The 19,595-nt window shown below is 72.2% G+C and carries 16 protein-coding genes; 1 reads left to right on the top strand and 15 read right to left on the bottom strand.

Translation table 11 applies throughout. From position 1 onward, the window contains the following. Positions 1-106 precede the first annotated feature (106 nt). The 3 genes from rpe to fmt all read right to left on the bottom strand — a co-directional run bounded on the left by rpe (position 107) and on the right by fmt (position 3,436). Positions 107-790: a ribulose-phosphate 3-epimerase gene (gene rpe, locus ACH4KB_RS21720; RefSeq protein WP_398067516.1), complete on the bottom strand. Its 684-nt coding sequence runs from the start codon at positions 788-790 to the stop codon at positions 107-109. 148 nt (positions 791-938) lie between these two features. Continuing rightward, the gene (locus ACH4KB_RS21715; protein ID WP_398067515.1) at positions 939-2,372 is read right to left on the bottom strand and encodes an RsmB/NOP family class I SAM-dependent RNA methyltransferase; all 1,434 of its coding nucleotides are present in this window, start codon (positions 2,370-2,372) and stop codon (positions 939-941) included. 131 nt (positions 2,373-2,503) lie between these two features. Next, entirely contained in the window at positions 2,504-3,436 is a 933-nt protein-coding gene (gene fmt / locus ACH4KB_RS21710) for a methionyl-tRNA formyltransferase (protein ID WP_398067514.1), read from the bottom strand. Positions 3,437-3,880: 444 nt separating this feature from the next. Here fmt and ACH4KB_RS21705 point away from each other — a divergent pair, with 444 nt between their 5' ends. Further along, positions 3,881-4,444, top strand: coding sequence for a hypothetical protein (locus tag ACH4KB_RS21705; RefSeq protein WP_398067513.1), 564 nt, complete (start codon positions 3,881-3,883; stop codon positions 4,442-4,444). A gap of 131 nt (positions 4,445-4,575) precedes the next feature. Here the strand turns inward: ACH4KB_RS21705 and ACH4KB_RS21700 are convergent, their stop codons facing one another. From ACH4KB_RS21700 to ACH4KB_RS21645, 12 genes are all read right to left on the bottom strand, one after another. Then, the gene (locus ACH4KB_RS21700) at positions 4,576-6,720 is read right to left on the bottom strand and encodes a primosomal protein N' (protein WP_398067512.1); all 2,145 of its coding nucleotides are present in this window, start codon (positions 6,718-6,720) and stop codon (positions 4,576-4,578) included. A gap of 133 nt (positions 6,721-6,853) precedes the next feature. Then, positions 6,854-8,062, bottom strand: a complete 1,209-nt coding sequence (metK, locus tag ACH4KB_RS21695; protein ID WP_069737325.1) for a methionine adenosyltransferase — start codon at positions 8,060-8,062, stop codon at positions 6,854-6,856. 199 nt (positions 8,063-8,261) lie between these two features. After that, positions 8,262-9,503, bottom strand: coding sequence for a bifunctional phosphopantothenoylcysteine decarboxylase/phosphopantothenate--cysteine ligase CoaBC (coaBC, locus tag ACH4KB_RS21690; RefSeq protein ID WP_398067511.1), 1,242 nt, complete (start codon positions 9,501-9,503; stop codon positions 8,262-8,264). Between the two features lie 162 nt (positions 9,504-9,665). Continuing rightward, positions 9,666-9,938, bottom strand: coding sequence for a DNA-directed RNA polymerase subunit omega (gene rpoZ / locus ACH4KB_RS21685; protein ID WP_003970369.1), 273 nt, complete (start codon positions 9,936-9,938; stop codon positions 9,666-9,668). A gap of 61 nt (positions 9,939-9,999) precedes the next feature. Beyond that, entirely contained in the window at positions 10,000-10,593 is a 594-nt protein-coding gene (gmk, locus tag ACH4KB_RS21680) for a guanylate kinase (protein WP_398067510.1), read from the bottom strand. Between the two features lie 38 nt (positions 10,594-10,631). Beyond that, positions 10,632-10,955, bottom strand: a complete 324-nt coding sequence (locus tag ACH4KB_RS21675) for an integration host factor (protein WP_003970367.1) — start codon at positions 10,953-10,955, stop codon at positions 10,632-10,634. A 244-nt stretch (positions 10,956-11,199) separates the two neighbouring features. After that, positions 11,200-12,039 carry an orotidine-5'-phosphate decarboxylase gene (gene pyrF, locus ACH4KB_RS21670; protein ID WP_398067509.1) on the bottom strand — a complete coding sequence of 280 codons (840 nt, stop codon included), beginning with the start codon at positions 12,037-12,039 and terminating at the stop codon, positions 11,200-11,202. Next, a complete protein-coding gene (locus tag ACH4KB_RS21665; RefSeq protein WP_398067508.1) occupies positions 12,036-13,148 on the bottom strand; it encodes a quinone-dependent dihydroorotate dehydrogenase in 1,113 nt (370 codons plus the stop codon). Before ACH4KB_RS21665 ends, pyrF begins: the two co-directional genes overlap by 4 nt. A 93-nt stretch (positions 13,149-13,241) precedes the next feature. Further along, a complete protein-coding gene (gene carB / locus ACH4KB_RS21660) occupies positions 13,242-16,550 on the bottom strand; it encodes a carbamoyl-phosphate synthase large subunit (protein WP_398067507.1) in 3,309 nt (1,102 codons plus the stop codon). After that, positions 16,543-17,706, bottom strand: coding sequence for a glutamine-hydrolyzing carbamoyl-phosphate synthase small subunit (gene carA / locus ACH4KB_RS21655; RefSeq protein ID WP_398067506.1), 1,164 nt, complete (start codon positions 17,704-17,706; stop codon positions 16,543-16,545). The genes carB and carA overlap by 8 nt, the downstream gene beginning before the upstream one ends. Beyond that, the gene (locus ACH4KB_RS21650) at positions 17,703-18,311 is read right to left on the bottom strand and encodes a hypothetical protein (RefSeq protein WP_398067505.1); all 609 of its coding nucleotides are present in this window, start codon (positions 18,309-18,311) and stop codon (positions 17,703-17,705) included. Before ACH4KB_RS21650 ends, carA begins: the two co-directional genes overlap by 4 nt. After that, a complete protein-coding gene (locus tag ACH4KB_RS21645; protein ID WP_398067504.1) occupies positions 18,308-19,594 on the bottom strand; it encodes a dihydroorotase in 1,287 nt (428 codons plus the stop codon). Before ACH4KB_RS21645 ends, ACH4KB_RS21650 begins: the two co-directional genes overlap by 4 nt. Position 19,595: the final 1 nt, after the last annotated feature.

Raw genomic sequence — 19,595 nt, 5'->3', positions numbered from 1 at the left:
CACCGCGATCTCCTCACTGCTGTTCACACGCCCGATACGCCGTTCATCCTGTCAGATCCGGCGATCCTTGATCGGCCCTGTCGGACCACGTTCATCTGCCCTTGGTTCAGTGTCCGCATGCCCAGGGGGCGACGGCCGTGACCGCGTCCGCCTGGGCCCGCAGCTCCCGCACCGCCGCGGCCGGGTCCTGCGCACCGTAGACCGCGGAGCCCGCCACGAAGACGTCGGCCCCGGCCTCGGCGCAGCGCTCGATGGTGGTGGCCGATACCCCGCCGTCGACCTGGAGCCACAGTTCGAGACCGTGCTTGCTGATCAGCTCCCGGGTGCGGCGGATCTTCGGCAGCATGATGTCCAGGAAGGCCTGGCCGCCGAAGCCCGGCTCGACCGTCATGATCAGCAGCATGTCCAGCTCGGGCAGCAGGTCCTCGTACGGCTCGATGGGCGTCGCGGGCTTGAGCGCCATCGAGGCGCGCGCCCCCTTCGCCCGGATCTCCCGCGCCAGGCGCACCGGAGCCGCCGCCGCCTCCGCGTGGAAGGTGACGGACCCGGCTCCCGCCTCCACGTACTGGGGGGCCCACCGGTCCGCGTCCTCGATCATGAGGTGGCAGTCCAGCGGGATGTCCGTGGCCTTGCTGAGCGCCTCGACGATCGGCACGCCGAGGGTCAGGTTGGGCACGAAGTGGTTGTCCATGACATCGACGTGGAGCCAGTCCGCGCCTTCGACGGCCTTCGCCTCCTCGGCGAGACGCGCGAAATCGGCGGACAGGATGCTGGGGTTGATCTGCGCCATGCCCCAAGCCTGCCACGTCTCCCGCCGGTTCCCCGCCTCGATGCGCTCCGAAGCCTCACAGGGCCATCACACTTCGCACATTCTGCGCATTTTGCCAGTGCTTTGCTGTTCCTTTGCCGTACGAGCGGGCGCGCTGACGCGGTGCTATTCAGCCGGTCCGGCGCAGCAGCGCCAGGTACATCGCGTCCGTGCCGTGCAGATGCGGCCACAGCTGGACGTCGGGGCCGTCCCCCAGCGCCGGCACCCCGGGCATCAGCGGGCGGGCGTCGATCCACTCCGCCTCCACCGGCTCCCCGCCCCGGCCCTTGAGGACGTCCTCGACCACCACACGGGTCTCCGCGAGATGTGGCGAGCAGGTCGCGTAGCCGACCACGCCGCCGACCCGTACGGCCTTCAACGCCTCGCGCAGCAGGCCGCGTTGGAGCGGGGCGAAGGCTTCCAGGTCCTCGGCCCGACGCCGCCAGCGGGACTCCGGACGTCGCCGTAGAGCACCCAGGCCGGAGCAGGGAACGTCCATCAGGATCCGGTCGAACGTGCCGGGCAGCCACGGCGGGCGGGTGCCGTCAGCGGTGATCACCTGATAAGGGCCGGGGTTGCCGGCGAGCGCCCGCTCGACCAGCCGGGCGCGGTGCGGCTGCTTCTCGGCGGCGAGCAGGGCGGCGCCCCGACCGGCGGCGAGGGCTGCGAGCAGGGCGGCCTTGCCGCCGGGGCCCGCGCAGCCGTCCAGCCAGCGGGTGTCGCGGCCCTCGACGGGTGCGGCGGCCAGGGCGGCGGCGACGAGCTGGCTGCCCTCGTCCTGGACGCCCGCCCGGCCCTCCTGGACCGCCTCCAGCGCGCCGGGCTCGCCGCCCTCGGCCATCCGGACGGCGTACGGGGACCAGCGGCCCGGCAGAGAGTTGTCCTCGCCGAGCGCCTCGGCCAGCTCAGCGGTGGTGGAACGGCCGGGGCGGGCCGCCAGCGTCACCTCGGGCCGTTCGTTGTCGGCTTCCAGCAGGTCCTCGATGCCCGCCCGGCCTCCGCCCAGCGCGTCCCAGAGGGCGGAGACGATCCAGCGGGGGTGCGAGTGCACGACGGAGAGGTGGTCCTCGGCGTCCTGGTCGTACGGCGGGGCGACCTTCTCCACCCAGCCGTCGAGGTCGTGCGCGGTGACCTTGCGCAGCACCGCGTTGACGAACTTCGCACGCCCCTCCCCCAGCACCACCCGGGCCAGCTCCACGCTGGCGGAGACCGCCGCGTGCGTGGGGATACGGGTGCCGAGCAGCTGATGGACGCCCATGTTCAGGACATCGAGGACCGGCGGGTCGACCTCACGCAGCGGCCGGTCGATGCAGGCCGCCACGATCGCGTCGTACGTGCCCTGGCGGCGGAGCGTCCCGTAGACCAGCTCGGTCGCCAGCGCCGCGTCCCGGCCGTCGAAGTCGCCCTTGGCACGGGCCTTCTTCAGCAGCGGGGGCAGCACGAGGTTGGCGTACGCGTCACGCTCGTCCACGGCCCGGAGCGCCTCGAAGGCGAGGAAACGGACCGGGTCCTTCTGCGGACGGCGGTGGGGCTTGGCGGGACGGCGACGCGGCTGGTCGTTCACGTGAAAGGTGCTCCGCTGATGGTGAGAGGTGCGAACCCTCCCAGCGTACGTCGCCGTCCCCGGGCGCCCGAACGGCAGCCCGGGGCCCGCGAACGCCGCCCGGAGCCGTCGCTGCCGCCTGGGGCGGCCCCCTACAGGCCGAGCAGCTCGCCGTGGACGATGCGGACGCCGCGCGCCCAGTCGGCGCCCTTCATCGGCTTCTTGCCCTGCGGCTGGACCCAGAGCAGTTCGACCGCGTGCGATCCGGTGCCCACGTACACGTTGTTCTTGGCGGCCGACAGCTCGCCGGGGGCCAGGTCGGTGCGGTCCAGGACCGGCGTGGCCTGGATCAGCTTGAGCCGCTCGCCACGGAACAGGGTCCAGGCGCCGGGGGCCGGGGTGCAGCCGCGCACCACCCGGTCGACCCGCAGGGCGGGCGTGGACCACTGGACCTGGGCGTCCTCGACGGTGATCTTCGGGGCCAGGGTGACGCCCTCGGGCGGCTGGGGCACGGCGTGCAGCGTGCCGTCCTCGATGCCGTCCATGGTGGCGGCGAGCAGCCCGGCGCCCGCGAAGGCGAGCCGGGTGAGCAGGTCGCCGCTGGTGTCGGTGGGGCGGACCTCCTCGGTGAGGACCCCGTAGACGGGGCCGGAGTCCAGCCCCTCTTCGATCAGGAAGGTCGACGCGCCGGTCACCTCGTCCCCGGCCATCACCGCGTGCTGGACCGGCGCCGCGCCCCGCCATGCGGGCAGCAGCGAGAAGTGCAGGTTGACCCAGCCCCGGGCGGGCACGTCGAGGGCGGCCTTGGGCAGCAGGGCCCCGTAGGCGACGACCGGGCAGCAGTCAGGGGCGATCTCGCGCAACCGGGCGAGGAACTCCTCGTCCCGGGGCTTCGCGGGCTTGAGCACCTCGATCCCGGCCTCCTCGGCCCGCTCGGCCACCGGACTCGCGACGAGCCGACGGCCCCGCCCGGCGGGGGCGTCCGGGCGGGTCACGACGGCGGCCACCTCGTGGCGGCCGGAGGCGATCAGGGCGTCCAGTGCGGGGACGGCGACTTCGGGGGTGCCGGCGAAGACGAGCTTCATGGGTGGCTGACTGCCTCTCGGGCCAAGACGTACGGTGACGAGCAGCACACCAGTCTAGGTCCTGTCGTCAAACTCCCGCCGTCGCCCGAAGGGCGGCCCCGCGGGGTCAGGTGCGTGCTCTCGGTGTGCCGGGCGCAGGTCCGCGTACTGGACGTACTCGGGCGTGTGCCCGGTGCGGCGAGAGTGCGTGCATGGCGCCGCGGGGCAGGCGGGAGTCTGACGACAGGGCCTAGGGGGGTGCCGCTGATCGGGGCCCGGTGGCTCCCTTGCGTGGGGGCGGCGACCGGGGGGCGTACGCGCGCCGTGCACGCCCCGTGCATATGCACATACGCCCCGATAGCGTGACCACATACCCGGCTCGGGCGTTGGTCAAAGGAGATTGACCGAAGCGGGCCGCCCCGATGCGACCCGATCCCTTTCAACGCCGGTTCGAGAGGCTTCTTCATGGCCGACCACGCAACCCACGACGCCCAAGCGCGGGCCAGTCTGCATCTTCTGGTGCGGGACATCGAGCGGGTCCGGCGGCAGGTGGACGCGCTGCGCACCCTCACCGCCCAGCTGGGCAACGTCTACCGTCCGCGCCGCTCCGGCCCCTCCGCGGGCTTCGTCGTCTACGGCAGGGCCCCGGCCCCCACCGTCCGCCTCGCGCAGGAACTGCGGGACAGCGTCGAGACGCTGGTCACGGCCGCGGTGGACTTCGACCGCTCCCTGGGCTTCTCCTGGGACGCGGTGGGCTCCGCCCTCGGCGTCACCAAGCAGGCCGTGCACCGCCGTTACGGAACGCGCCGGGCCACGCCGCAGCCCACCGCCGAGACGGGCGGCGAGACCGCGGCCGTGCCACGCACGGTCTCCGTCGGGAGCGGGCTGGCCGGCTCCTCCGCCGGGGGGTCCGGCTCCCCGGCGCCCTCGGTCCCGGCGGCCCGCTCGATGCCGCCGCAGCCTCTCGCGGACCGGCCGGTCCGCGAGGAGCTGCGTCCCGGCGCCTTCCCGGGCCCCCGCAACGGCTGACCGCACGCCGCCCCTCTGCCCCACCGTGCCGGTCGCACGGCGGGGCAGCCCCCTGTCCGGGGCCCCAAGCCTGTCCGGGACCCCGAGCCTGTCCGGGAGCCAGGGCCCCCGCAGGGGCCTCCCCCGCGGTCTCAGCCGATGTCGGGCGGGTCGATCCTGATGCGCACCGGTTCGGTCGCCCCCTTGGCCATGCGGGCCGCGAGCGCCGTCTTCAGGGCGCGGGCGAGCGCCGCCCCCCGCCCCGGGACCACCCGGATCAGGGCCCGCTCCCAGGTCTCGCCCGGCGGGGCGTCCCCCGGTCGGCGGGGTCTGCCCGGCTCGGCCGACGGGACCGGCACCGGACCCAGGATCTCGGCCTCCGCCGGCAGCCCGGCGGTCCGGAGAAACGCGGCCAGGGCCTCGGCCGGGCCGGTCGCCGAGGCCATCCGGGAGACCGGCGGGAAGCCCAGCTCGGCCCGCTCCGCCAGCTCCCGCCGGGCGAATCCCGCCGGGTCCCAGCGGACCAGCGCCTGCACCGCGCGCTCCGTCGGCTCGGCCACGATCACCACCGTGCCGCCCTCGTCCTGGCCCCGCACCAGCGCCCCCGCCGCCGTCCACCGGCGCAGCGCCTCCTCCCCCGCGCGCAGATCGGGCCGGCCCAGCATGGCCCAGCCGTCCAGGAGCAGGGCCGCCGCGTAGCCGCCTTCGGCGACGGGCTCCGCGCCGGGCGTGGAGACGACCAGGGCCGGGGTGTCCGGCACCGCGTCCAGGATGTGGTCGCGCCCCGAGGTGCGGACGGGCACGGCGGGAAAAGCCCGGCCCAGCTCCTCCGCCGTGCGGCGGGCGCCGACGATCTGGGCGCGCAGCCGGGCGGAGCCGCACTCCACGCAGTGCCAGGCCCGCTCGGCCCGCCCGCACCAGGCACAGTTCAGATCCTGCTGGTCCGGGGCCTGGAGAGGGCCCGCGCAGTGCCGGCAGCGGGCGGGGGTGCGGCACCGTTCGCAGGCGAGGCGGGGGGCGTAACCCCGGCGGGGCACCTGGACCAGCACCGGACCGCTGCGCAGACCGTCGCGCACGGCCCCCCAGGCGAGGCTGGGCAGCCGGGCGGTGCGGGCGGCGCCGTCCCGGGCCAGCTCGCCGTCCCCGACCGTACGGATGAGGGGCGCGGCCCGGCGCAGCCGCTCGCGGTCCGCGAGGAGCGGCAGCGCCCAGCCGCTCTCCACGAGCTGGGCGGCCTCGACCGTGCAGCTGGTCCCGCCGAGGAGGAAGCCGCAGCGGCCCTGTGCCGACCGCAGCTCCAGGACCTCGCGGACATGCGGGAAGGGGGCGTTGTCGTCGCTGTGGCTGGAGTCCCCGTCGTCCCAGACGACGACCAGGCCGAGGTTCTGGACGGGGGCGAACATGGCGGCCCTGGTCCCCACGACCGCCCGCACCGAGCCCCGGCGCACCGCGAGCCACTGCCGGTAGCGCTTCTCGGGGCCGGAGTCGGCGGTCAGCAGGGCGTGCCGGCCGGCGCCGAGCGCCTCGGTCAGGGCCGCGTCGACCCGTCCGGCGGCCCGTCCGTCCGGGACGACGACGAGCGCGCCGCGCCCGGAGGAGAGGGTCGCGGCGACGGCCCCGGCGATCTCGGCGGGCCAGTGCGGGCCCGGCAGGGCAGTCCACACCGCGCGGGGAGCGCCGCCCTCGGCCAGCGCGCGCAGGAAGGCCGGGCCCTGGCCGTACCGCTCCCAGGTGCCCGGGTCCGGGGCGGGGGGCGGGGGCAGCGGGTCCGGGGAGGGCTTGGACTCGGCGCGGCCGTTGCGGGGCGGGACGGCGAGCTGGAGGACATCGGCGAGGCTGCCCGCGTACCGGTCGGCGACGGCGCGGCAGAGGGCGAGCAGGTCGGGCCCGAGGACCGGCTCCGGGGAGACCACGGAGGCGAGGGCGGCCAGCGCCCCCTGATAGTCGGAGTCGGCGCGGCGCTCGACGATGAAACCGTCGATCAGCCCGCCGCCCTCGCGCCGCCCGCCCTGGATATTGCGTGCTCCCGCCCCGAACCGGACCCGCACCCGGACGCCCGGCTGCGCGTCGGCGTCCAGCTCCTCGGGGACCGCGTAGTCGAAGTACTGGTCGAGGTGGAGGACGCCCTTGTTGACCAGGACGCGGGCGACGGGCAGCTCCTCGGCGAGGGCCGCGCCGCGCCAGGTGCGCGGCTTGGCACGCGGCACCTTCGCCCGGCGCACGGTCTCCCGGATCAGCGCAAGCTGCTCCGGCGCCCCGGCACCGGGTTCGGCGGACTGCTCGTTCTCGCTGCTCACAGCTGAATTCCTACCAGAGAGCACTGACAGCGGCGGGGGCACGGCAGCGGGGCCCGGTCACCGCGTTCGGTGTCCGGGCCCCGCTGTCGTTCTCGATGACGCCCGCCCCGCTGTCGTACGCGGGCGGGTCTCGCTACAGGCCGGCGGCGGCGCGCAGGGCGTCCACGCGGTCGGTGCGCTCCCAGGTGAAGTCGGGCAGCTCACGGCCGAAGTGACCGTAGGCGGCGGTCTGGGCGTAGATCGGGCGGAGCAGGTCGAGGTCCCGGATGATCGCGGCCGGGCGGAGGTCGAAGACCTCGCCGATCGCGTTCTCGATCTTCTCGGTGTCGACCGCGGCGGTGCCGAAGGTCTCCACGAACAGACCGACGGGCTCGGCCTTGCCGATCGCGTACGCGACCTGGACCTCGCAGCGCGCGGCGAGACCGGCGGCCACCACGTTCTTGGCGACCCAGCGCATCGCGTAGGCGGCGGAGCGGTCGACCTTGGACGGGTCCTTGCCCGAGAAGGCGCCGCCGCCGTGCCGGGCCATGCCGCCGTAGGTGTCGATGATGATCTTGCGGCCGGTCAGGCCGGCGTCGCCCATCGGGCCGCCGATCTCGAAGCGGCCGGTCGGGTTCACCAGGAGGCGGTAGCCCTCGGTGTCCAGCTTGATGCCGTCCTCGACGAGCTGTGCGAGGACGTGCTCGACGACGAACTCGCGGATGTCGGGCGCGAGCAGCGAGTCCAGGTCGATGTCGGAGGCGTGCTGCGATGAGACGACCACCGTGTCCAGACGTACCGCCTTGTCACCGTCGTACTCGATGGTGACCTGCGTCTTGCCGTCGGGGCGCAGGTAGGGGATGGTCCCGTTCTTGCGCACCTCGGACAGCCGGCGGGAGAGGCGGTGGGCGATGTGGATCGGGAGCGGCATCAGCTCCGGGGTCTCGTCGCAGGCGTAGCCGAACATCAGGCCCTGGTCGCCCGCGCCCTGCTTGTCGAGCTCGTCCTCATCACCCTCGACCCGCTTCTCGTACGCGGTGTCGACGCCCTGCGCGATGTCCGGCGACTGCGCGCCGATCGACACCGAGACGCCACAGGAAGCACCGTCGAAGCCCTTTTTGGAGGAGTCGTAACCGATCTCCAGAACCTTGTTGCGCACGAGGTTGGGGATGTCGGCGTAGGCCTTGGTGGTGACCTCGCCGGCGACATGCACCAGACCGGTGGTGATCAAGGTCTCGACGGCGACGCGCGAGGAGGGGTCCTCGCGCAGGAGCGCGTCGAGAATCGTGTCGCTGATCTGGTCAGCGATCTTGTCGGGGTGACCCTCGGTGACGGATTCCGAGGTGAAGAGACGGCGGGACACATCGCTCCCTGGGGTTGCAGCGGCTGCTGGCTGATCATGGGTGGCACGTCCGAGAGCTGCGCTCGGCGCGTACCGTCGGCCAGTTTATCGGTCGCATCGGGCCACCGGGGCAGGTGTCTCGCCCTTTGGGAGGTTCGTGATGTGCGCCACACGGGGAACCAGTAGGACAATCCACCCTCCCCAGCCCACGTTTCAGGCCTTATGGGGCGTTTTCGTCCGCCCGGAGAGTTGATTGTGAAATCGGCCGGAAACTGCCCGAAACCAGATCCCAGACCGTGTCGGCAAGCGCTTCCTTGGGGCCGTACGGCACCGGCGTCTCCTGGCCGTCGGCGGCGAGGACGACCGCTTCGTTCTCCTCCGAGCCGAAGGTCCTGCGCTCCCCCACCTCGTTGACCACGAGGAGGTCGCAGCCCTTGCGGCGGAGCTTCGCACGGCCGTTGGCCAGGACGTCGTCGGTCTCGGCGGCAAATCCGACGACGATCTGATCCGGGCGGGCCCGCTCGCCGGAGACCTCGGCGAGGATGTCGGGGTTACGGACCAGGGGGACGACGGGCGCCTCCTCGCCGTCCTTCTTCTTGATCTTGCCGGAGGCGTACGCGGCAGGACGGAAGTCGGCCACCGCGGCCGCCATCACGATGACGTCCGCGCCGGGTGCGGCCTTCAGCACGGCCTCGCGCAGCTGGACGGCCGTGCCGACGCGGAGGACATCGGCCCCGGCCGGGTCGGGCAGCCCGGTGTTGGCCTCGATCAGCGTGACCCGCGCCCCCCGGGCCACCGCGGTGCGCGCCAGCGCGTACCCCTGCTTGCCGGAGGAGCGGTTGCCGAGGAAGCGCACGGGGTCGAGCGGCTCACGCGTGCCGCCGGCGCTGATCACCACATGGCGACCCGCGAGGTCGGGCTCGGCGACGCGCGCCAGCACCCGGCGGCAGACCTCGAAGATCTCGCCGGGGTCGGGGAGCCGGCCCTTTCCGGTGTCGACCCCGGTGAGCCGCCCGACGGCGGGCTCGATGACCACGGCTCCGCGGCGGCGCAGGGTGGCGACGTTCTCCTGCGTGGCCGGGTGCTCCCACATCTCGGTGTGCATCGCGGGGGCGAAGACCACCGGACAGCGGGCGGTCAGGAGCGTGTTGGTGAGCAGGTCGTCGGCGAGCCCGTGGGCGGCCTTGGCCAGCATGTCCGCGGTGGCCGGGGCGACCACCACGAGGTCGGCGCCCTGCCCGATCCGCACGTGCGGGACCTCGTGGACGTCCTGCCAGACCTCGTCGGAGACCTGGTGACCGGAGAGCGCCGACCAGGTGGCGGCCCCGACGAAGTGCAGCGACGCGGCGGTCGGGACGACCCGTACGTCATGGCCGGACTCGGTCAGCCGGCGCAGCAGCTCGCACGCCTTGTAGGCGGCGATGCCCCCACTGACCCCCAGGACGACCTTCGGCTTGTCCACTGCGTCTCCCCGCACTCGGCAACGTAAGGCAACGTATGCGTCCCATACGTATGCGCCCCATGCTGCCTCACCGCACGGATCGGGTTCATCCGGCCCCGGACACGCCTCAGGCCCGGCGGACGGGCCGCCGGGCCTGAGGTGAAGTGCCGTGGTGCTCCTGCGTTACTGCGCGGGGCCCTCGATGGCCTCGGAGGTCAGCAGGCCCGCGTTGATCTCGCGGAGTGCGATCGAGAGCGGCTTCTCGTGCACGTGGGTGTCGACGAGCGGACCGACGTACTCGAGGAGGCCTTCACCGAGCTGCGAGTAGTACGCGTTGATCTGGCGGGCGCGCTTGGCCGCGTAGATCACCAGGCTGTACTTCGAGTCGGTGGCTTCGAGGAGCTCATCAATCGGCGGGTTGATGATGCCCTCGGGCGTGGTGATGGAAGAGGACACTCTCTGCCTTCCGAAGGGGGTGTAGATCAAAGATCAAAGCGATCTGAACGATCGTGGAGATCTAGGCCTGAAGCATCAACGTTAGCAGCTCACGCGCCACGTCCTCGACGGAGGTGTTGACGAGCGTCGTATCGAACTCGGCCTCGGCGGCCAGTTCGATCTTCGCTGCGGCGAGCCGGCGCTCGATGACCTCGGGGGCCTCGGTGCCCCGGCCGGTGAGCCGGCGCACCAGCTCCTCCCAGCTCGGCGGGGCCAGGAAGACCAGACGAGCGTCGGACATCGACTGGCGGACCAGTCGGGCGCCCTGGAGGTCGATCTCCAGCAGGACCGGTTCGCCGGCCTCCAGACGGTCGAGCACGGCGCGCCGGGGTGTGCCGTAGCGGTTGCCCGCGAACTCGGCCCACTCCAGCAGTTCGCCGTTGGCGACGAGCTTGTCGAACTCCTCGTCGTCCACGAAGAAGTAGTGCACGCCGTCGCGCTCCCCGGGGCGTGGCTTGCGTGTCGTCGCCGACACGGAGAGCCAGACCTCGGGGTGCACGGTGCGCATATGAGCGACGACCGTGCTCTTGCCGACCCCTGAGGGGCCGGAGAGCACGGTCAGCCGCGGACGTACGTCCGGGGGTACGGGGGACGTCCCCCGGGATGTTGCAGCCATGGGGCGATTATCCCCGCTCTCAGGAGTGCCTGAGAACGTCAGGCGGGGCTGCCGCCGAACTCACGCTCCAGGGATGCGATCTGATTGGAGCCAAGACCCCTGACCCGGCGGCTCTCGGAGATGCCGAGACGCTCCATGATCTGCTTGGCGCGGACCTTGCCGACGCCCGGCAGGGATTCGAGCAGTGCGGAGACCTTCATCTTCCCGATGACGTCGTTCTCCTGGCCCTGCTTGATGACCTCGTGGAGGGAAGCGCCGGAGTGCTTGAGTCGATTCTTGACCTCGGCCCGCTCCCGGCGAGCCGCGGCGGCCTTTTCGAGCGCGGCTGCGCGCTGTTCAGGGGTAAGGGGCGGAAGAGCCACGCCTACGTCACCTCGGATGTCGATCTGTCGGATACGGACCGGTGGGGAAGCTGGACGCCACCCACCTGGTGAGCGGAGAACACAGGGTGTTCGGCCGCTCCCGACGGAGACTAGCGGCAAGGGCCGCTGTAGTCAGCGAGAACAGACGAAAAGTCCTGGTCAGCTGTGGCCGACCAGGATTTTCGCGACATATCGACCAGGTTTCTCGTCAGTATTTCGTCAACACGCTGTAAACGTGTCAGGGTCAACTGCCGGATACGGCCCCGCGGACCTCGTCCGCGAACCGTTCGGCGGCTTCGCGCAGCCCGGACACGTCCGGGCCGTGGCGCAGCACGCCCCGGCTCACGCTGGGGACCACGTTGCCCACCGCATCGCCGAACACCGCCGGAAGATCCGCCGGGGTCGCGCCCTGGGCGCCGATGCCGGGCGCGAGGAGCGGCCCGTTGATCGCCAGGTTCACCCCGGCGTCGCCGAGCGTCGCGCCGACCACCGCGCCGACCGAGCCGAGCGGGAGGGCCCCGGCGTTCTCGGCGGCCATGTGGTCGAGCATCAGCTGGGCGAGCGAGCGGCCGTCGGCCGCCGTGGCCCGCTGGACCTCGGCGCCCTCCGGGTTGGAGGTGAGGGCGAGGACGAAGACGCCCGCGCCGGAGACGGCGGCCGCGTCGAGCGCCGGGCGCAGCGAGCCGAAGCCCAGGTACGGGGAGAGCGTGACCGCGTCGGAGAAGAGCGGGGAGTCCTGGTCCAGGTAGGTCGCCGCGTAGGCGCCCATGGTGGAGCCGATGTCGCCGCGCTTGGCGTCCATGAGGACGAGCGCCCCGGCGGCGCGTGCCTCCTCGACGGCCTTCTCCAGGACGGCGACGCCGCGCGAGCCGAAGCGCTCGAAGAACGCGGACTGCGGCTTGAGGACGGCGACCCGGTCGGCCAGCGCCTCCACGACGGTCCGGGTGAAGCGCTCCAGGCCGGCGATGTCGTCGTTCAGGCCCCAGGAGGTGAGCAGGGAGGCGTGCGGGTCGATGCCGACGCAGAGCGGCCCGCGGGTGTCCATGGCACGGCGCAGGCGGGCGCCGAAGGGTCCGGGCGTCACAGGGCGGCCTTCTTCCGGGTCTCGGCGCCGACGGCCTCGGCGAGGGTGGCGTACGGGGAGGTGGCGAGCCGGGCGGCGAGGCCCTTGTGGATCGCGCGGGCGTAGAAGGGACCTTCGTAGATGAAGGCGCTGTAGCCCTGGACGAGGGTGGCTCCGGCGAGGATGCGCTGCCAGGCGTCCTCGGCGTTCTCGACGCCCCCGACGCCCACCAGCGTGATCCGGTCCCCCACACGGGCGTACAGACGGCTCAGGACCTCCAGCGAGCGCTCCTTGAGGGGTGCGCCGGACAGTCCGCCGGTCTCCCCCGCCAGGCCGGGGGCCGACTTCAGGCCCAGGCCCTCCCGCGCGATGGTGGTGTTGGTGGCGATGATGCCGTCCAGGCCCAGCTCCACGGCGAGGTCGGCGACGGCGTCGACGTCCTCGTCCGCGAGGTCCGGGGCGATCTTGACGAGCAGGGGGACGCGCCGGTCGGTGACGGTGCGGTCGGCTGCCTCGCGCACGGCGGTGAGCAGCGGGCGCAGCGACTCGGTGGCCTGGAGGTTGCGCAGGCCGGGGGTGTTGGGCGAGGAGACGTTGACGACCAGGTAGTCGGCGTGGCCGGCCAGCGCCTCGGTGGACTTCACGTAGTCGGCGGCGGCCTCGGCCTCGGGCACGACCTTGGTCTTGCCGATGTTGACGCCGACCGTGGTGCGGAAGACCGGGTTGCGGGCGGCCAGGCGGGCGGCGACGGCGGCGGAGCCCTCGTTGTTGAAGCCCATGCGGTTGATCAGCGCGCGGTCCGCGACCAGCCGGAAGAGGCGCTTCTTGGGGTTGCCCGGCTGCGGTTCGCCGGTGACGGTGCCGATCTCGACGTGGTCGAAGCCGAGCATCGCCATGCCGTCGATCGCGACGGCGTTCTTGTCGAAGCCGGCGGCGAGGCCGAAGGGACCGTGCATCCGCAGGCCGAGGGCCTCGGTGCGCAGCTCCCTGAAGCGCGGGGCGAGGGCGGCGGCGACGAAGGTGCGCAGGACGGGGATCCGGGCGGCGAGGCGGATCCAGCGGAAGGCGGCGTAGTGGGCCTGCTCGGGGTCCATCCGCTTGAAGACCAGCCGGAAGAAGAGCTTGTACATGAAGAGATGTCCTCACAGAGAGGGGGACACCGTTGCCGGTGTCCCCCTGCTGGGCTGCCGGGGGTACCCGGCGGATCATGGCCGGGTGCCCCCTCAGTCGCGGGCCGCGATCAGGTGTTCCGCGTGTTCCTGGAGGGAACGGACCCCGACGCCACCGTGGTTGAGGGCGTCGATGCCCTGGACTGCCGCGGCGAGCGCCTGGACCGTGGTCAGGCAGGGTACGGAGCGGGCGACGGCCGCGGTGCGGATCTCGTAGCCGTCGAGCCGGCCGCCGGTGCCGTACGGCGTGTTGACGATGAGGTCGACCTCGCCGTCGTGGATGAGCTGGACGATGGTCTTCTCGCCGTTCGGGCCGGCGCCCTCGGACTGCTTGCGCACGACGGTGGCGTTGATGCCGTTGCGCTTGAGGACCTCGGCGGTGCCGGAGGTGGCCATCAGCTCGAAGCCGTGGGCGACCAGCTCGCGGGCCGGGAAGATCATCGAGCGCTTGTCGCGGTTGGCGACCGAGATGAACGCGCGGCCCTTGGTGGGCAGCGGGCCGTAGGCGCCGGCCTGCGACTTGGCGTACGCCGTGCCGAAGACCGAGTCGATGCCCATGACCTCGCCGGTGGAGCGCATCTCCGGGCCGAGGACCGTGTCGACGCCCCTGCCGTGGATGTCGCGGAAGCGCGACCACGGCATCACGGCCTCCTTGACGGAGATCGGCGCGTCCAGCGGCAGGGTGCCGCCGTCGCCGGTCCTCGGCAGCAGGCCCTCCGCGCGCAGCTCGGCGACGGTCGCGCCCAGCGAGATGCGGGCGGCGGCCTTGGCGAGCGGGACGGCGGTCGCCTTCGAGGTGAAGGGGACCGTGCGGGAGGCGCGCGGGTTGGCCTCCAGGACGTAGAGGATGTCGCCGGAGAGCGCGAACTGGATGTTGATCAGTCCGAGGACGCCGACGCCCTTGGCGATGGACTCGGTGGAGGCGCGCAGCCGCTTGATGTCGAAGCCGCCGAGCGTGATCGGGGGCAGGGCGCAGGCCGAGTCGCCGGAGTGGATGCCGGCTTCCTCGATGTGCTCCATGACGCCGCCGAGGTACAGCTCGGTGCCGTCGTAGAGGGCGTCCACGTCGATCTCGATGGCGTCGTCGAGGAAACGGTCGACCAGGACCGGCCGGGTGGGGCTGATCTCGGTGGACTCGGAGATGTACGAGGCGAGGCGCGTCTCGTCGTACACGATCTCCATGCCGCGCCCGCCGAGTACGTAGGACGGTCGTACGAGGACGGGGTAGCCGATCTCGTCGGCGATGGCCTTGGCCTCGCCGAAGGTGGTGGCGGTGCCGTGCTTGGGCGCGGGCAGTCCGGCCTCGGCCAGGACCCGGCCGAAGGCGCCCCGGTCCTCGGCGGCGTGGATGGCCTCCGGGGAGGTGCCGACGACGGGCACGCCGTTGTCCTTGAGGGCCTGCGCGAGGCCGAGCGGGGTCTGGCCGCCGAGCTGCACGATCACACCGGCGATCGGGCCCGCCAGCGATTCGGCGTGCACGATCTCCAGGACGTCCTCCAGGGTGAGCGGCTCGAAGTAGAGCCGGTCGGAGGTGTCGTAGTCGGTGGAGACGGTCTCCGGGTTGCAGTTGACCATGACGGTCTCGTAGCCCGCGTCGCTCAGGGCGAAGGAGGCGTGGACGCAGGAGTAGTCGAACTCGATGCCCTGGCCGATGCGGTTGGGGCCCGAGCCGAGGATGATCACGGCCGGCTTGGTGCGGGTCGCGACCTCGCTCTCCTCGTCGTAGGAGGAGTAGAAGTACGGCGTGTTCGCGGCGAACTCGGCGGCGCACGTGTCGACGGTCTTGTAGACCGGGCGGATGCCGAGCGCGTGCCGGACCTCACGGACGACGTCCTCGCGCAGCCCGCGGATCTCGCCGATCTGGGCGTCGGAGAAGCCGTGCCGCTTGGCCTCGGCGATCAGGTCGGCGTCCAGGCGTTCGGCGGAGGCCAGCTCGTCGGCGATCTCCTTGATCAGGAAGAGCTGGTCGACGAACCAGGGGTCGATCTTCGTGGAGTCGAAGACCTCCTCCTGGGTGGCTCCGGCCCGGATCGCCTGCATGACGGTGTTGATGCGGCCGTCGGTGGGGCGGACCGCTTCCGCGAGCAGCTCGGCCTTGTCGCCGACCGGGCCGGTGAAGGCGAACTGCGAGCCCTTCTTCTCCAGGGAGCGCAGGGCCTTCTGGAGGGCCTCGGTGAAGTTCCGGCCGATCGCCATGGCCTCGCCCACCGACTTCATGGTGGTGGTGAGGGTGGAGTCGGCGGAGGGGAACTTCTCGAAGGCGAAGCGCGGGGCCTTGACGACGACGTAGTCGAGGGTCGGCTCGAAGGAGGCCGGCGTCTTCTCGGTGATGTCGTTGGGGATCTCGTCCAGGGTGTAGCCGACGGCCAGCTTGGCGGCGATCTTGGCGATCGGGAAGCCGGTGGCCTTGGAGGCGAGCGCCGAGGAGCGGGAGACGCGCGGGTTCATCTCGATGACGATGACCCGGCCGTCGGCGGGGTCGATGGCGAACTGGATGTTGCAGCCGCCGGTGTCGACGCCGACCTCGCGGATGATCGCGATGCCGACGTCGCGCAGCCGCTGGTACTCGCGGTCGGTGAGCGTCATCGCGGGGGCGACGGTGATGGAGTCGCCGGTGTGGACGCCCATCGGGTCGAAGTTCTCGATGGAGCAGACGACGACGACGTTGTCGTTCTTGTCGCGCATCAGCTCCAGCTCGTACTCCTTCCAGCCGAGGATGGACTCCTCCAGGAGGACCTCGGTGGTCGGGGAGAGCGTGAGGCCCTGTCCGGCGATGCGGCGCAGCTCCTCCTCGTCGTGGGCGAAGCCGGAGCCGGCGCCGCCCATGGTGAAGGAGGGGCGGACGACGACGGGGTAGCCGCCGAGGGTGTCGACGCCGGCGATGACGTCGTCCATGGTGTGGCAGATGACGGAGCGGGCGGACTCGCCGTACCCGGTCTTCTCCTTGACCGCCGCGACGACGCCCTTGAAGAGGTCGCGGTCCTCGCCCTTGTTGATCGCCTCGACGTTGGCGCCGATGAGCTCGACGCCGTACTTCTCCAGGACGCCGTTCTCGTGCATGGAGATGGCGGTGTTCAGCGCGGTCTGGCCGCCGAGGGTGGGCAGGAGCGCGTCGGGGCGCTCCTTGGCGATGATCTTCTCGACGAACTCGGGGGTGATCGGCTCGACGTAGGTGGCGTCGGCGATCTCCGGGTCGGTCATGATCGTCGCCGGGTTGGAGTTAACCAGGATGACGCGCAGGCCCTCGGCCTTGAGGACGCGGCAGGCCTGGGTGCCGGAGTAGTCGAACTCGGCGGCCTGGCCGATGACGATCGGGCCGGAGCCGATGACCAGGACGGACTGGATATCGGAGCGCTTAGGCACGCTGGCCCTCCATCAGGGTGGTGAAACGGTCGAAGAGGTAAGCGGCGTCGTGCGGGCCGGCGGCCGCCTCGGGGTGGTACTGGACGCTGAAGGCGGGCCGGTCCAGGAGCTGGAGGCCCTCGACCACCTGGTCGTTCAGGCAGACGTGGGAGACCTCGGCGCGGCCGAACTCCGTGTCGGACACCTGGTCCAGCGGGGCGTCGACGGCGAACCCGTGGTTGTGCGCGGTGACCTCGACCTTGCCGGTGGTGCGGTCCTGCACCGGCTGGTTGATGCCCCGGTGGCCGTACTTCAGCTTGTAGGTGCCGAAGCCGAGCGCGCGGCCGAGGATCTGGTTGCCGAAGCAGATGCCGAAGAGCGGGGTCGACCGCTCCAGGACACCGCGCATGAGGGCGACCGGGTGGTCGGCGGTGGACGGGTCGCCGGGGCCGTTGGAGAAGAAGACGCCGTCGGGGTTGACGGCGTACACCTCCTCCAGCGTGGCGGTGGCGGGCAGCACGTGCACCTCGATGCCGCGTTCGGCCATCCGGTGGGGCGTCATGCCCTTGATGCCGAGGTCGATCGCGGCGACGGTGAACTTCTTCGTGCCGATCGCGGGGACGACGTACGCCTCCTTCGTCGCCACTTCGGCGGAGAGGTCGGCGCCGGTCATCTCGGGGGCCTGGCGGACCTTGGCGAGCAGGGTGCCCTCGTCCGGGATCCCCGCGGCGGAGCCGCTGGTGAGCGCAGGGCCGGAGAAGATCCCGACGCGCATCGCGCCGCGCTCGCGCAGGTGGCGGGTGAGGGCGCGGGTGTCGACGCCGCTGATGCCGACGACGCCCTGCGCCGCCAGTTCCTCGTCCAGCGAGCGCTGGGAGCGCCAGTTGGAGGGCTTGCGGGCGGGGTCGCGGACGACGTAGCCGGAGACCCAGATGCGAGCGGACTCGGGGTCCTCGTCGTTCACGCCGGTGTTGCCGACGTGCGGGGCCGTCATGACGACGACCTGGCGGTGGTACGAGGGGTCGGTCAGCGTTTCCTGGTAGCCGGTCATGCCGGTGGAGAACACCGCTTCGCCGAAGGTCTCCCCCACGGCCCCGTAGGCACGGCCGCGGAAGGCGCGACCGTCCTCCAGGACGAGTACGGCGGGGGTCTGGGCCCCCCGGGTGGAGATCGTCATCGTGCGGTGCCTTCCGTAGTGGTGCTGGTGAGTTCGGTGGTGGCCGGTGCGCCGGCGAGCCGGCTGACGGCGTCGACCCAGGCCTGGTGCTCGGCGGCGTGGTCGGAGCGGAAGCCGGAGTCGATCAGCGTCTCGCCGTGCGCCCAGGTGATGATCAGCAGGCCGCCCTCGGGGAGGACCTTGCCCGCGAGCGCCTTGTCGAGGCGGGCCTCGCGCAGGGCGTCGGCCGGGATGAAGAAGTCGGCCGCCCCGGGGCGTACGACGTCCAGACCGCGGGCGGTGAGCGTGAGCTCGGTGCGGCTGCGGGTGCCGAGGCCGTGCGCGACGATCCGGTCGAGCCACTGACCGGCGGTGGTGGAGGCGTGGTAGCGCCCCTGGAGTGTCAGCAGCGTCTCGTCGTCGGCGAAGCCCTCGGGGGTGGCCGGGAGCTCCGGCAGACCGGACTGGAGGCTGGCGCGCCACTTCCAGCCCTGGCGCATCAGCCAGTAGACGAGGGCGATGAAGACGAACAGGCCGATCACCCAGGCGATGCGGGCGGCCCAGTCCGTCACTTCCGCCGACTTCTGCTCGGCGGCCAGGTGGTACAGGGGGGTCAGAGTTGTCACGCGAGCTTCCCGTCGACGACCGTGGCACGGCCCCGCAGGAAGGTGTGGGTGACGCGGCCCGGCAGCTCACGGCCCTCGTAGGGGGTGTTTCGGCTGCGGGACGCGAAGCCCGCGGGGTCCACGGCTCCACGGTATGCCGGATCGACCAGAGTGAGGTTGGCGGGCTCACCCGCCGAGACGGGGCGGCCGTGTCCTTCGAGCCGGCCGATGGCCGCGGGGCGGAAGGACATGCGGTCCGCGACGCCCGCCCAGTCCATCAGGCCGGTGTCCACCATCGTCTGCTGGACGACCGAGAGCGCGGTCTCCAGGCCCACCATGCCCATGGCGGCCGCGGCCCACTCGCAGTCCTTGTCCTCGTGCGGGTGCGGGGCGTGGTCGGTGGCGACGCAGTCGATCGTGCCGTCGGCGAGCGCCTCGCGCAGGGCCAGGACGTCGGCCTCGGTGCGCAGCGGCGGGTTCACCTTGTAGACCGGGTTGTAGGTGCGGACCAGCTCGTCGGTGAGGAGGAGGTGGTGCGGGGTGACCTCGGCGGTGACGTTCCAGCCCTTGGACTTGGCCCAGCGGACGATCTCCACGGAGCCGGCGGTGGAGAGGTGACAGATGTGGACGCGGGAGCCGACGTGGGCGGCGAGGAGGACGTCGCGGGCGATGATCGACTCCTCGGCGACGGCGGGCCAGCCGCCGAGCCCGAGTTCGGCGGAGACGATGCCCTCGTTCATCTGGGCGCCCTCGGTGAGGCGGGGCTCCTGGGCGTGCTGGGCGACGACGCCGTCGAAGGCCTTCACGTACTCCAGGGCGCGGCGCATGATCACCGCGTCGTCGACGCACTTGCCGTCGTCGGAGAAGACCTTCACCCCGGCGGCGGAGTCGTGCATCGCGCCGAGCTCGGCGAGCTGCTTGCCCTCCAGGCCGACGGTGACGGCGCCCACGGGCTGCACGTCGCAGTAGCCGGACTCCTTGCCGAGGCGCCAGACCTGCTCGACGACGCCGGCGGTGTCGGCTACGGGGAAGGTGTTGGCCATGGCGTGCACGGCGGTGAAGCCGCCGACGGCCGCGGCCTTGGTGCCGGTGAGGACGGTCTCGGAGTCCTCGCGGCCGGGCTCGCGCAGATGGGTGTGCAGGTCGACCAGTCCGGGCAGCAGGATCTGCCCCTCGGCCTCGATCACGGTGGCGCCGGCGGCGTCGAGGCCGGTGCCGACCTCGGCGACGGTCTCGCCGTCGATCAGGACGTCCTGCGGCTCGCCGCCGAGGATCCGCGCACCGCGGACAATGATCTTGCTCATG

The organism is Streptomyces sp. NPDC017520, assembly GCF_044329855.1.
Lineage (GTDB): Bacteria > Actinomycetota > Actinomycetes > Streptomycetales > Streptomycetaceae > Streptomyces.
The sequence above is the reverse complement of the archived record's forward strand: the minus strand, read 5'-3'. Positions and strand labels throughout refer to the sequence as shown.

Excerpts from the sequence above, each read along its gene's own strand:
- fmt (WP_398067514.1), bottom strand. The coding sequence starts at position 3,436 with ATGAAGCTCGTCTTCGCCGGCACCCCCGAAGTCGCCGTCCCCGCACTG.
- rpe (WP_398067516.1), bottom strand. The coding sequence starts at position 790 with ATGGCGCAGATCAACCCCAGCATCCTGTCCGCCGATTTCGCGCGTCTC.
- ACH4KB_RS21705 (WP_398067513.1), top strand. The coding sequence starts at position 3,881 with ATGGCCGACCACGCAACCCACGACGCCCAAGCGCGGGCCAGTCTGCAT.
- carA (WP_398067506.1), bottom strand. The coding sequence starts at position 17,706 with ATGACGATCTCCACCCGGGGGGCCCAGACCCCCGCCGTACTCGTCCTG.
- gmk (WP_398067510.1), bottom strand. The coding sequence starts at position 10,593 with ATGGCTGCAACATCCCGGGGGACGTCCCCCGTACCCCCGGACGTACGT.
- ACH4KB_RS21645 (WP_398067504.1), bottom strand. The coding sequence starts at position 19,594 with ATGAGCAAGATCATTGTCCGCGGTGCGCGGATCCTCGGCGGCGAGCCG.
- ACH4KB_RS21665 (WP_398067508.1), bottom strand. The coding sequence starts at position 13,148 with ATGTACAAGCTCTTCTTCCGGCTGGTCTTCAAGCGGATGGACCCCGAG.